The organism is Saccharopolyspora sp. 7B (assembly GCF_020177435.1).
Lineage (GTDB): Bacteria > Actinomycetota > Actinomycetes > Mycobacteriales > Pseudonocardiaceae > Saccharopolyspora_C > Saccharopolyspora_C gregorii.
Map to the genome: position 1 here is coordinate 1 of NZ_JAIUKC010000024.1, position 12,400 is coordinate 12,400.

10 protein-coding genes are annotated in these 12,400 nt (G+C 75.2%); 5 read left to right on the forward strand and 5 right to left on the reverse strand.

What is annotated here, in order from left to right; all coding sequences use genetic code 11:
* Positions 1-209: 209 nt before the first annotated feature.
* A complete protein-coding gene (locus LCD33_RS04975; RefSeq protein WP_224957475.1) occupies positions 210-716 on the reverse strand; it encodes a flavin reductase family protein in 507 nt (168 codons plus the stop codon).
* A 37-nt stretch (positions 717-753) separates the two neighbouring features.
* Positions 754-2,229 (reverse strand): NAD(P)/FAD-dependent oxidoreductase, encoded by a 1,476-nt coding sequence (locus LCD33_RS04980; RefSeq protein ID WP_308011226.1) that lies wholly within the window; start codon positions 2,227-2,229, stop codon positions 754-756.
* A 203-nt stretch (positions 2,230-2,432) separates the two neighbouring features.
* Here LCD33_RS04980 and LCD33_RS04985 point away from each other — a divergent pair, with 203 nt between their 5' ends.
* Together LCD33_RS04985 and LCD33_RS04990 are read left to right on the forward strand one after the other, a co-directional pair.
* Entirely contained in the window at positions 2,433-3,257 is an 825-nt protein-coding gene (locus tag LCD33_RS04985; RefSeq protein ID WP_224977559.1) for a GNAT family N-acetyltransferase, read from the forward strand.
* A gap of 225 nt (positions 3,258-3,482) precedes the next feature.
* Positions 3,483-4,649: an FAD-dependent monooxygenase gene (locus LCD33_RS04990; RefSeq protein WP_224968356.1), complete on the forward strand. Its 1,167-nt coding sequence runs from the start codon at positions 3,483-3,485 to the stop codon at positions 4,647-4,649.
* A 108-nt stretch (positions 4,650-4,757) separates the two neighbouring features.
* On the opposite strand, the gene LCD33_RS04995 is transcribed toward LCD33_RS04990, so the two are convergent.
* Together LCD33_RS04995 and LCD33_RS05000 are read right to left on the reverse strand one after the other, a co-directional pair.
* Positions 4,758-5,666, reverse strand: coding sequence for an alpha/beta hydrolase (locus tag LCD33_RS04995; RefSeq protein ID WP_224968358.1), 909 nt, complete (start codon positions 5,664-5,666; stop codon positions 4,758-4,760).
* A gap of 70 nt (positions 5,667-5,736) precedes the next feature.
* Entirely contained in the window at positions 5,737-6,675 is a 939-nt protein-coding gene (locus LCD33_RS05000) for a magnesium transporter CorA family protein (protein WP_224957479.1), read from the reverse strand.
* 82 nt (positions 6,676-6,757) lie between these two features.
* Here LCD33_RS05000 and LCD33_RS05005 point away from each other — a divergent pair, with 82 nt between their 5' ends.
* Positions 6,758-7,735 (forward strand): cation diffusion facilitator family transporter, encoded by a 978-nt coding sequence (locus tag LCD33_RS05005; RefSeq protein WP_224957480.1) that lies wholly within the window; start codon positions 6,758-6,760, stop codon positions 7,733-7,735.
* Here LCD33_RS05005 and LCD33_RS05010 read toward each other — a convergent pair whose 3' ends face one another.
* Positions 7,736-8,305 carry a GNAT family N-acetyltransferase gene (locus LCD33_RS05010; protein WP_224957481.1) on the reverse strand — a complete coding sequence of 190 codons (570 nt, stop codon included), beginning with the start codon at positions 8,303-8,305 and terminating at the stop codon, positions 7,736-7,738.
* Positions 8,306-8,557: 252 nt separating this feature from the next.
* On the opposite strand from LCD33_RS05010, the gene LCD33_RS05015 reads away from it, so the two are divergent.
* Positions 8,558-11,440 carry a BTAD domain-containing putative transcriptional regulator gene (locus LCD33_RS05015; protein WP_224968360.1) on the forward strand — a complete coding sequence of 961 codons (2,883 nt, stop codon included), beginning with the start codon at positions 8,558-8,560 and terminating at the stop codon, positions 11,438-11,440.
* Positions 11,441-11,537: 97 nt separating this feature from the next.
* The coding region (locus tag LCD33_RS05020; RefSeq protein WP_224977560.1) for a hypothetical protein at positions 11,538-12,400 on the forward strand (863 nt) is incomplete at its 3' end.

Consider the following 12,400-nt stretch of genomic DNA (forward strand, 5'->3'; position numbering starts at 1 on the left):
GGGCCCCCCCCCCCCCCCGGCGACCCGGGGGCCGGGCCCGGCCACTCCCACTCCGCCCCCGCGCCCCCGCCACCACACCGGCGGCCCGGGGGCGGGGGGGGGGGGGGCGGGGGCCGGGGGGGGGGGGGCGCGCCCCCCCCCGCCCCGGGAAGTGCGTGCTGCGGTGCGGGAATCCGGCTGCCGAAGGCCGCGGCGCCGGGAACGTGCGATCAGGCGTGCAGGGGCTCGCGGTAGCCGCCGAGCCTGCCGCGGTGGAACACCAGCGGATCACCGCTGCCGGTGGCCATGCCGCGGACCTCGCCGATCACGATGAGGTGGTCGCCGCCTTCGAGCTCCTGCACGGTCCGGCAGTCGATCCAGGCGTGCGCGCCGATGATCTGCGGGCAGCCGTCGGCCGACTCGTGCCAGTCGACCTCGGCGAACTTGTCCTCCTGCTTGCCGGACATCGCGCGGCACACCGCGTCCTGCCCGTCGGTGAGCACGCTGGCGCTGAAGAAGCCGCTCGGGCGGATCTTCGGCCAGCTGCGGGAGCTGGTGGCGACGCTGAAGCACACCAGCGGCGGGTCCAGCGAGAGGGACTGGAAGGTGCCGACCACGAGCCCGGCGGGCGTGCCGCGTTCGTGGTCGCGCCCGGCCACGACGACGACGCCGGTGGGCAGATGTCCCATCACGTCGCGGAACTGGCGCGGCTCGATGATCGAAGTCGACGTTGTCATGGTGGTGCCTCCTCGTCCGGTTCTGGTCAGGGGTGCGTCAGCGCAGGTCGCCGCTGATCTCACGTGCCACGCGAAGGCCGCTCTCGACGGCCCCGTCGATGAAGCCCGCCCACAGCGAGGCGACGTCGCCGCCCGCGAAGTGGAGGACGCCCTCGGGGCGCCGCTGGGCTTCGAAGTACTGGGTGAGCTGGTTCGGCCGCTGCATCAGCCAGGTCTCCCTGGAATGCGGGTCGGCCATCCAGTCGTGCCCGGAGACTTCGAGCACTTCGAGGTCGTCGCGCCACGCGCGCAGCGCGGCGCGCACGGCGTCGATGTCGTTCGGGGAGATGCGCTCCGAGTCGGCGCCGAAGGCCACCAGCACCGCGTCCTCCTCGCCGTTGAACTCGGTGCGCACCACCGACAGCGGGTGCTCGGCCGAGGAGTAGGCGAAGAACGGGCGGATCGGACCGCGGACCCGGATCCAGGCCTTCACGCCCCGCGACGCGGTCCGCTCCTCGGTCGCGGCGCGCTTCTCGACGCACAGCGCGGGGGAGACGTCCAGTTCGCCGAGGATGTTCTGCGGCAGCGTCAGCACCACCCGGCGGGCCCGGAACCGGTCGCCGGCGGCGGTGGTGACGGTGGCGCCGTCGGCGTCGTGCTCGATCCGCCGGACCTCGGTGGAGGTGCGGATGTCGGCGTCGCCGTCGGCGGCGATCGCGGAGACCAGCGCCTTGGTCCCGGCGGCGAGCCGGAACACGGCGGAGGCCTCGTGCATCAGGTGCCAGGACCCGGCGGTGGCGGCCGTCCAGCGCAGCGCGGCGGTGAACGCGCCGTCCTGCAGCGGGGCGTTGAAGTGCCCGACCCAGGCGGCTTCGTTGGCCCGGTACTCCTCGACGGGCAGGTCGAGTTCGTCGAGCTTGTCCTGGACGCTGAACCCGTCGACCTCGGTGATCTCGGCGCCCGCCGCGGGCTGGTCGGGCCGGGGGATGCGCCGCATGGTCTCGTCCAGCAGCCGTCGCATGCCCGGATCGATGAGCCGCATGAACTCGTCGAGGTCGCCGGTGCGCACCTCGTCCCCGGCCAGCCAGTAGGCCTCCTCCGGACGCGGTCCGCGGGTGACCTCCAGCCCGTACCGGCTGACCTCGGCCCACGCGTGCGGCTGCACCCAGTGCAGCCAGGTGCCGCCGATCTCCAGGTCGCGGCCCAGCCGGTGGTCGGTCCACACCCGGCCGCCCAGCCGGTCCCTGGCTTCCAGCACGGTGACCCGCAGTCCGCGTCCGCTGAGCTCGCGGGCCGCGATGAGGCCGGAGACGCCGCCACCGACCACGATGACGTCGGTTTCTTCGGTCACGGTTGTGCACTCCATTCGTCGTCGGTGCCGCGCTCGGTGGGCCGAGCGCTGTGCTGCCGGTGGGTGGGACGGAGCTGCGATGGCGGCACCGGGGTGCGCACCGCGGGACGGACTTCGAGTGTTCGTTCTAGGAACAGAACGTTCAATATATGAACGGAACGAGCGTATTGTGGACCCGCGGATTTCGCCGCGTCAAGACTCGCGTCGAGGGGTTTTTCGGAGGATGTATCGGGAACCCGAGACTTGACACGATCCGGAGCCGGATGCGAACTACTCCGAATGGGGTGTTCGGTAAGTGAACGAACGGTCCAGATGTGCGGGAGGAGTGACCGCGTCGCGCGAGTGCTCGTCCGCTCGGGGGAGCCGGGCCGCGCCCGGAAAACCGGTTGTCCGCGCCGGTGGTGCCGCTGAAGATGATCCGCGTGGACGACTCGACGAGCCTGCTGGCGGCCTACGACGACCAACTGCGCACCGACGCGGAGATCCCCGGCGCCCTGTCGGTGGCCAGGTGCGGCCCGCTGCGCCTGGCGACCTACGCGGGCGGGCGCGGGCTCGTCACCTACCGGGACCTCGGTGGCGCCGACGCCGGACAGGTCCGGCGGCTGGTCGCCGACGTCGTCGAGCACTACCGCGCGGACCCGGCGATCGAGCGCGTCGAGTGGAAGACCCGCGGCCACGACCGCGCCCCCGGCCTGCACGACGCCCTGCTCGCCGCCGGATTCGCGCCGGATGAGCCGGAGACCATCATGATCGGCCCCGTCCGGGCGCTCGTCGCCGACGTGCCGCTGCCCGCGGGCGTCGCGCTGCGCCGGGTGGTGGACGAGCCCGACGTGCGGGCGATGTGCGCGATGGAGGACGAGGTGTTCGGCGAGCCCGTCTCCGCCGCCGCGGTCGATGCGGTGCTGCGCAGGCTCGCGCTCGACGACGGCATGCAGCTGTGGCTCGCCGAGGCCGCCGGGGTCGTCGTGTGCACCGGACGGCTCGAACCCGTGCCCGGCACCGACTTCGCCGGGGTCTGGGGCGGCGCCACCCGCGCGGAGTGGCGCGGCCGGGGGATCTACCGGGCGCTCACCGCCGCGCGGGCGCGGGCCGCGCTGGAACTCGGGAAGTCGTTGGTGCACAGCGACTGCACGGAGTGCTCGCGCCCGATCCTGGAACGTTCCGGCCTGCGCGCCGTCTCGACCACCACCCCGTACCGCTGGGTGCGGTGACCGCTCGATCGTCCGGTGCCGGGGGCTCGCGCGGGCTCGCCGGGTGGTGCCGCGCCGGAGGGGGCTGGTGGGCCGTCGCCGCAGGCCGGGGCGGGCGGCGAGTGCGACCCGGTGCGCGTTGTGACGGGCGTCCAAGGGGTCTTGACCGGACGGGCGATCGGGCAGATCCTCCGCAGTGTCCGTACGTACACGAACGATGTTGTGGGAAATCGGGGTGGCAGGGCGATGGCGGCACCGGTGGCGATCATCGGCGGCGGGATCGGCGGGCTCACGCTCGCGCTGGCGCTGCGGCGGCGCGGGGTGGACGCGGAGGTGCACGAGCAGGCTCCCGAGCTGCGGGAGGTCGGCGCGGCCGTGGCCCTGTCCGCGAACGGCACCCGGGTGCTGCGCGGACTCGGCCTGGGCGAGGGGCTCGCCCGCTGCGGTGCGGTGCCCACCGAGCTGATCTACCGGCGCTGGGACAGCGGCGCCCGGGTGCACGACCACCCGGTCGCCGCCGACTACGAACGCCGCTTCGGCGCCCCCTACTACGGCGTGCACCGCGCCGACCTGCAACGGCTGCTCGCGGCGGAGTGCGGGGACCGGGTCCGGCTCGGCCGCAGGCTGGTCGGGATCTCCGCGGCCGGTTCCGGCCACCGGCTCGAATTCGCCGACGGCTCGGTCACCGAGGCCGAGGTGGTCGTCGGCGCCGACGGCGTGCACTCCGCCGTGCGGCGCTGGGTGACCGGCGAGGACCCCGCCGCCTACTCGGGAACCAGCGGGTTCCGCGGGCTGGTCCCGGTCGAGCAGCTGCCGTCGCTGCCGGACCCGCAGGCCATCCAGTTCTGGATGGGGCCGGGCGCGCACCTGCTGCACTACCCGATCGGCGATGGCTCGATCGTGAATTTCTTGGCCGTCGTGCACGAACCGGAGCGGTGGTCCGCGCCGGGCTGGACCGAGGACGTGCCGGTGGAGCGGATCCGGGACCGCTTCGCGGACTGGCACCCCGGCGTGCGGGAACTGGTCGAGCGCACCTCGCTGCCGCAGCGCTGGGGGCTGTTCGGGCAGCGGGCGCTGAACCGCTGGTACCGCGGCGGCGCGGTGCTGCTCGGCGACGCGGCGCACGCGATGCTGCCGCACCACGGGCAGGGCGCGAACCAGACCATCGAGGACGCCGTGACGCTCGCCGAATGCCTCCGCGACGGCGACCGCGCCACCGCGCTGCGGCGCTACGCCCGGCTGCGGCGCGCCCGCACCCGCGCGGTGCAGCGCAGCTCCTGGATCGCCTCCGACCTGCTGCACCTGCCCGACGGTGCGGAAGCGGAGCGGCGCGACCACCAGCTCACCGGCATCGGCACCACGCTGCACTGGATCCACTCGCACGACGCCCGAGCCGCCGCCATTCGCCGGTAGCGCGCACCGCCCGCCCGGCGGCAGGTCGACGCCGGGTTCCGGGAACTCGCGGCGATGCCGCTCGACCGGCGAGGAGCGGGCGGGGACGAGCGGCGCCCCGCCCGCACGTCACGCGCCGAGATGTCCGGCGAGCCACTGCCGCACGTCGGCCCGCGCGGCGTCCGCCATCGGGGTCGGGTGGGCGGTGAAACCGTGCGGTGCGGCGGGGTAGACCCGCAGGTCCACGTCGACACCGGCCGCGGCCAGCCGCGCGGCCATCGCGCGGTTGTCGCCGAGCAGCACGTCCTCCGCGCCGACTACCAGCCGCACCGGCGGCAGGCCGGACAGGTCGGCGTAGATCGGCGACACGTCCGGGTGGGCGCGGTCGGGCACGTGCCCCGCGTAGGCCTCGATGAAGTACTCGTCGGCGATCAGCCGCCCGCTCGGCGTCCGCCCGCTCAGGTCGTAGGTCCCGAATTGGAGGACCGCGCAGCCGAACGCGTCGATCCCCCGGTCGCGCAGCCGCACGAGGGTGGTCGTCGCCAGCGTCGCGCCCGCGGAGAACCCGCAGATCGCGAGGCGGGTCGTGCCGAACCGCCGGGCGGCGCCTGCCACGAGCCACCGGGCCGCCGCCTCGCAGTCCTCCGGTGCGGCGGGCCAGGGATCCTCCGGTGCGAGCCGGTAGTCGACGCCGACCACCGCGATGCCGAGCGCGTCGGCCAGGTCCTGGTTGCGGATGTCGTGGTCGGCGGCCGAACCCAGGTAGAAGCCGCCGCCGTGGAGGTCGAGCAGCACTCCCGCGGGCGAACCCGCGCGGGGCAGCTGCACCCGGACCGGAACCGAACGCCCGCCGCTCTCCGCGAGTTCGCACCTCGCGGGCGGATCCGACGGTGCGGGAACGGGTGCGGCGGCACGCATCGACCGGAGTTCGTCCGCACCGCGCGGGCCGCGGCCGGGGGAGCGCCGGGCATAGAAGGCTCGCGTCTCGTCGATCAGCGGGGCCAGCCGCGGGTCGAACCGGATCCCGTCGAATCGCACCGCTCGACGCTACCGCCGGGCTCGGCGCCCGCGCCGGGAACCCGGCCGTGCCGGGTGGTGGGGCGGAACGTCAACGGGCGCCGGTGCGCCGCAGGTACCAGGCGACGACCGCGCCGGAGGCGACCAGCAGCCCGATGCCGAACACGAAGAACGTCCAGGCGGGCGTGATCTTGTCCTGCATCCACCCGAAGTTCATCCCGAAGAAGCCGACGAAGAACGACAGTGGCAGGAACACGGTGGCGATCACCGACAGCCGCCGCATGAACTCGTTGAGCCGGGTGGAGACCTCCGCCAGGTACAGGTCCAGCAGGCTCGCCAGCTGCTCCCGGTAGGAGCCGAGCAGCCGCGTCGCCTGGTCCAGGTGGTCGTGCACGTCCCGGATCGAGACCGCCGAACCCTTCCCCCGCAGCGCGGGCACCGCGTCGAGGACGGTGCCGCCCGGCGCGAGCAGGTCCCGCTGCGGCACCACGACCTGCCGCAGCCGGGACAGCTGGCGGCGCAACGCGAAGATCCGCCTGCGGGTGGCCGGGGTGGGTTGCAGCGCGACCGCGTCGTGCAGTTCGTCGATCTCGTCGTCGAACCCCTCCAGCGCGGTCAGCAGGCTGTCGGTGAGCGCGTCCAGCACGGCGTGCACCGCCTCGCCCAAGTGCGCGGGCGGGTTCTCGGACAGGTGGCGGGCCGCGTCGTCCACCGCGGTCAGCCGCACGCGCCGGACGGTGATCAGCGCCTGCTCGGACAGGTGGAGGTGGACCTCGACCAGCGCGGGGTGCCCGTGCTCGCCGGGTTCGGCGCCGAAGAACACCAGCAGCGAACCGTGCTCGTACTCGTCGATCTTGGCGCGCTGGCCGAACTCGTGGCTGTCCTCGATGGCCAGCGCGTGCATGTCGAACAGGGAGCTGACGGTGGCGAGCTCGTCGCCGGTCGGGTCCGTCAGGTCGAGCCAGAAGAACTCGCCGCGCTCGCGCAGCGCCCGCATCCGTTCGACGTCGACCGACCGCAGGATGTCCATCCGCCGACGCTAGCAGCGCGCGGCTCGGGCCGGCCCCGCGCGAGGACCGCCTCCGGGCGGTCGGCTGCTCTACGATCGGCCGATGGCCGAGGAGGAGAGCGGCGAGAGCACGGCGACGGTGCTGCTCGCGCTGGGAGCGAACCTGGCGATCGGGCTGCTCAAGCTGGTGGCGGGCCTGATCACCGGATCCGGGGCGATGCTGGCGGAGGCGGCGCACTCGGCGGCCGACACCACCACGCAGGGCCTGCTGCTGACGGGGCTGCGGCGCTCGTCCCGGCCGGCCGACCGGCGCCACCCGTTCGGCTACGGCAAGGCCCGCTACTTCTGGGCGCTGATCGCCGCCGTGTCGATCTTCGTCTCCGGCGGGGTGTTCGCCATCATCGAAGGGGTGCGCACCGTCGCGAGCGGCGAGTCCGAGCAGACCCTGCCGTGGGTCGCCTACGCGGTGCTCGGCGGCGCGTTCCTGCTGGAGGGCACCTCGTGGCTGCGGGCCGTGCTCCAGGTCCGCGCCGAGGCGAAGGCCGAGGGCACCACCTTCGTGCGCTGGATGCGCGGCAGCGACGATCCGACGGTGGTCACCGTGTTCTTCGAGGACGGGGCGGCGCTGATCGGGCTGTTGCTGGCGTTCGCCGGGGTCGGCCTGCACCAGCTGACCGGCTCCGGGGTGTGGGACGGCGTGGCGTCGCTGCTGATCGGCGTGCTGCTGGCGGGGGTCGCCTACGCGCTCGGCCGCGCCAACATGGGGCTGCTGATCGGCCGCTCGGCGGGCCCGGCGCTGGTGCGCGGTGTGCGCGAGCACCTGGCCGGGCACGAGGGGATCAGCGCCGTCGTGGACCTGATGACGATGATGACCGGCACCGACCGGGTGCTGCTGTGCGCCCGCCTCGACTTCCGGGACAGCCTCAGCGCGGGGGACGTGGAGCGGTTGTGCGTGCGGCTGGACGACGAGCTGCGCGCGCGGTTCCCGGACCTGGACGAGATCTTCCTGGAGCCGGTACCGCGCGAGGACCCGCACGTGCGCGCCCGCAGGCTCGCCCGCTACGGCCTCGACGGGGGCTGATCAGCCCGCGGCCTCCAGCCCGAACTCGGTGCGCACGTCCGCGCGGGAGCAGGTGCTGACGAAGATCTCCCTGCCGTGCGCGGTGATCCGCTGCTCGGTGTGGAATCCGGCGGCGAGCCGGGTCAGCCGGGCTTCGGCCACATCGGACTCCAGCACGACGCGGTCGTGGACCGGGTCGTCGAGGACCAGCTTCACGATGGTGCGCAGGATCGCGGTGGAGAACCCCGGGGTGTCCTCCTCGCCGGGCGCGGACAGCATCCGCACGCCCACCGCGCCCGGTCGCGGGGCCTGCGGGTCGTGCTCGGGGCGGAAGGTCTCGAACAGGAAAGCCGGGATGTCGTCCCGGAATCCGAGGTACAGGCGGCGTTCCGGCTCCACCAGCATCGCTTCGAGCAGCCGCCGCACCCGGGAGACCCGGCCCGGGGAGCGCGGCGTGGTGCGCGGGTCGATCAGCCACCGGTGCAGCAGCGTCACGTCGCTGCGCACGTCGATGGGCCGGATGGCGAGAAAGCCCCAGTTCAGGTCGAAGGTGCTGAACGAGATGTCCTGCGGGGTCCTGCTCCACGCCATGGTGCCTCCGTCGGGTTGCGAGCGGGCCTGCTCGATCGACCGCGCCGTGTTAGTTAGGTTAGCCTAACCATTGTTCCGTTCGGCTGGCAATGCCCCGGCGCGAGCTCGCCGGGCAGCGGGTGCGCGGTGACGCCCCGTTCGAGCGAGCCGTGCGGGCCGCGGCGGCTGGGCGAGGCCCGCTGAACGCGTGAATCCGGGGCCGTGCGGGCGAACCGCGCCTCCGGCGGGCGGCGGCCCCGTAAGCTCCGGATCATGTCGGCGGAGCGGGAGGGCGGCCGTCCGGTGCCCGGCACCGGGCTCGGGTTCACCGTCCTCGGCCCGCTGCGCGCGTGGCGCGGGACGACGGAGCTGGACCTCGGTCCGGTGCGGCAGCAGGCGTTCCTGGTGAGCCTGCTGCTGCGGCCGGACGTGACCACCAGCAGGCAGCGGTTGCTCGACGAGGTCTGGGGCGACGAACCGCCGGGGACGGGCGTGAAGGTCGTGCCCGGTTACGTGTACCGGCTGCGCAAGAGCCTCGGCGGCACCGAGCAGGACCCGGTGATCAGCGCCGACCGGGGTGGCTACCGGTTCCACGGCGCCGGGGTGGGGCTGGATTGGGCGCGGCTGGACGACCTCGCCGCCGCGGCGGACCGCGCCCGGCGGGCGGGCGATCCGGAGACCGCGGTGCGGAACTGCTGCGACGCGCTCGCCCTGTTCGACGGCGAGCCCCTGGCCGGGTTGCCCGGCCCGTTCGCGGCGGCCCGGCGGCGCGAGTGGGCGGAGCGCCGCCTCGCGCTCGCCCGGCAGCGGGCGGACTGCCTGCTGGAGCTGGGGCGGCACGCCGAAGCGGTCGGCGAGCTCTCGGCGCTCGCCGTCGCCCACCCCGGCGACGAGGCGCTGGCGGTGCTGCTGATGCGCGCTCTGCACGGCAGCGGCAGGCGGGCGGACGCGCTCGCGGTGTTCACCGTCCTGCGCGAGCGGATGGTGGCCGACCTCGGTGTCGAACCGGGAACGGCGGCGCAGTGGGTGCAGCGGGCCGTGCTGCTCGGCGACGACGCGGCGCTCGCCCCGCGCCGCTGGGCGGTCGCGGCCCGTCCCGCCACCCGCGACGAACTGCCCGCCGATGTGGGCCCGCTGGCCGGCCGGGAGCAGGAGCTGGCGCTGCTGACCGGTGCGGCCGATCCCGGTGCGGTGTCGGTCGCCGCCGTGGACGGCGTCGCCGGTTCGGGCAAGACGGCGCTCGCCGTCACCGCCGCCCGGGCGCTGCGCGCGCACGGCCCGGCCGGCTGCCTGTTCGTGGACCTGCACGGCCACCGCGAGGACCGCGAGGCGCTGCCGCCGGAACGGGTGCTGCGGCGGTTGCTGCGCGCCGTCGGCGTCGACGACAGCGCGATCCCGGACGACGTGGACGAGCTCGCGGCCTCCTGGCGCGCGGCGACGAACCGGTTGCGGCTGCTGGTGGTGCTGGACGACGCGACGAGCGCCGCGCAGGTGCGCCCGCTGCTGCCCGCGGGGCCCGGCAGCCGCGTGCTGGTGACCAGCCGCCGCAGGCTGGCCGGGCTCGACGCGGCGCACCGGGTCTCGCTGGGCCCGCTGGACGACGCGGCGGCGCGCGGGCTGCTCGTCGGCGGCGTCGGCGAACCGCGCGACGAGCGGGAGCGCGCCGCCGTCGCGGAACTGGTGCGGCTGTGCGGAAGGCTGCCGCTGGCGCTGCGCATCGCGGGCGCCCGGCTGCAGAACCGTCCGATGTGGACCGCGGGCGACCTGGTGGCGCGGCTCTCCGACGACGGGGCGCGGCTCGGCGAGCTCACCGCGGGAGACCGCAGCGTCGAAGCCGCGTTCCGGTTGTCCTACCGCAGGATCCCCGTCCCGGATCGCGCCGCCTTCCGCGCCCTCAGCCGCGCGCCCGCGCCGGAGCTGGACTGCATCGCCGTCGCCGCCATGCTGGACCGCACGCCCGCGCAGGCGTTGCGGATGTTGGAGGCCCTCGTCGACGCGAACCTCGTGCAGCAGCCGGTCGCGGGCCGCTACCGGCTGCACGACCTGGTCGCCGTGTTCGCCCGCCGCCTCGCCGCCGACGAGACCGCCGAAACGACCGCGGCCGCCGGGCGGCTGCTGGACCTGTACCTGTCCGCCGCGCGCTGCGCGGGCGAGGTGATCCCGCCGGAGCGCGCCCCGGCCCCGTTCCGCGGGGTGCGGGAGGCCGCGGACTGGCTGGACTCGGCGGGCGACCTGTCCGACGTGGTCGCCTACGCGGTGGCCACCGGACACGTCGACCACGCCTGCTGGATCGCCGAGGCCGTCGTCGACCAGCTGCTGCCGCGCGGCCGGGCCCACGAGTGCCACGACGCGGTGCGGATCGCCCTGGACCGCCTCCCGGAGGCCACCGACCAGCGGATGGTGGCCGCGCTGCGCTCCAGCCTCGGCGCCGTGGAGATCGCCCGCTGCCGGTACCCGCAGGCGCTGACCCTGTTCGAGGACGCCGCGGCCACCGCGCGCCGCCGCGGCGAGCGCGGGGAGGAGGCCCGGGCGAAGACCGGGATCGGCATGGCCACCGCGATGTCCGGTGCCCGCGCGGAAGGGCTCGCCGCGCTGGACGAAGCGATCCGGCTCGCCACCGAGCTCGGTGACGACCGGACGGTGGAGCGCGCCGGTTCGGTCATCGGCTACCTGCGGCACCTCGACGGCGAGCACGAGGCGGCGCTGCGGTGGTTCGCCGACCTGCACGCCCTCGGCGAGAAGCTCGGCAGCACCGGGATGATGGGCCGGGCGCTGTGCCACACCGGCAGCGTCCGGCTCGTGGTCGGCGAGGTCGACGCCGCGGCCGAGGCGTTGCGCGCCGCCGCCGACCTGGCCGAGCGGTCCGCCGATCCGGCGCTGCTCACCACCAGCCTCACCCGGCTCGGCTCGGCCGAGCAGGCGCGCGGCGACCTGACCGCCGCGCTCGCCGCCCAGCGGCGCGCCCTGGAGCTGTTCCCGGCGCGCGGGCACGCGTCGATGGAGGTGGAGCTCCGCGACCGGCTCGGCCGGACCTGCCTGCTGGCGGGGCTGCGCGACGAGGCGCGCGAGCACTTCGAGGCGGCGGTGGCGCTCGCCGAGCTCGCCGGGCGCCCGGACGAGCTGGCCGCCGCCCGCGAGGCGCTCCGCTCCTGTTGAGCACCCCTCCGCCGGGCGCTTCATCGAAAATTCATCGCCGCCCCATAGCTTTCCCCTCGTCGCTTTCCACGCACGCCTGGGGGAGATGGAACGGGACATGGCGGACGACGGTGCCGATGAACTGATCAGCACGGCCTCGGACGGGGTGCAGGACCTCGCCGACGCGGCCGTGGCGGTGCTCGCGCAGGCCGGGCCGGCGGGTGTGCTGGCTCAGCCGGTGGTCGAGGCGCTGCGCAACGTGTGGGAGGGCTACTTCGGCTCACCGCTGGCGGAGGGCGGGACGAACTGGAACGCGTACTCGCACCAGGAGCTCTACGACATGCTGTGGCAGGGCGCCGACGTCGGTGACGTCGGCCGGGTCGCCGACGAGTGGCAGCGCCACGGCACCGAGCTCACCGGCCACGCCGACGGGCTCCGCGACCAGCGGGGGGCGCTGGAGCGGAACTGGGACGGGCAGGCGGCCCGGCAGGCCTCCGGTGCGCTCGGCGACCTCGGTGAGCGGACCGGAGCCGCGGGCTCCCGCGCGGGCGCGGTGGGCCGGGCGACCCGGGAAGCGGGGGACGCGCTCGAATCGGCGCGCAACGAGATGCCGCCGCCGGGCGTCGATCCGGTGGCCGTCGGGTCGGCCGGGTCCGCCGCGGGCACCGCGGTCGGCACCGTCGTCGGCGGGGCGCTCGGCGCGGGTGCCGCGGGGGTCGGCGCCGGCCCGGGCGCGATGATGGGCGCCGCCGTCGGCGGCATCGCGGGTGGCGCGGGCAGCGCGTTCCTGGCCAGCGTGGCCGCCGCCGAGCAGAAGGCGCAGGCGGTGCACGTGATGCAGCGCTACGAGCAGTGCCTCGCGGGCAGCAGCCGGAACATCACCTCCGCCTGGGGGGGGGGCGGGGGGGGGGGCGGGGGGGGGGGCGGGCCCCCCGCGCCCCCCCCCCGCGGGGGGGGGGGGGCGGGGGCGGGGGGGCCCCC

What these genes read in the sequence shown, in the direction of transcription:
- LCD33_RS04975 (WP_224957475.1), bottom strand. Translation starts at nt 716, where the DNA reads ATGACAACGTCGACTTCGATCATCGAGCCGCGCCAGTTCCGCGACGTG.
- LCD33_RS05015 (WP_224968360.1), top strand. Translation starts at nt 8,558, where the DNA reads ATGTCGGCGGAGCGGGAGGGCGGCCGTCCGGTGCCCGGCACCGGGCTC.
- LCD33_RS05000 (WP_224957479.1), bottom strand. Translation starts at nt 6,675, where the DNA reads ATGGACATCCTGCGGTCGGTCGACGTCGAACGGATGCGGGCGCTGCGC.
- LCD33_RS05010 (WP_224957481.1), bottom strand. Translation starts at nt 8,305, where the DNA reads ATGGCGTGGAGCAGGACCCCGCAGGACATCTCGTTCAGCACCTTCGAC.
- LCD33_RS05005 (WP_224957480.1), top strand. Translation starts at nt 6,758, where the DNA reads ATGGCCGAGGAGGAGAGCGGCGAGAGCACGGCGACGGTGCTGCTCGCG.
- LCD33_RS04990 (WP_224968356.1), top strand. Translation starts at nt 3,483, where the DNA reads ATGGCGGCACCGGTGGCGATCATCGGCGGCGGGATCGGCGGGCTCACG.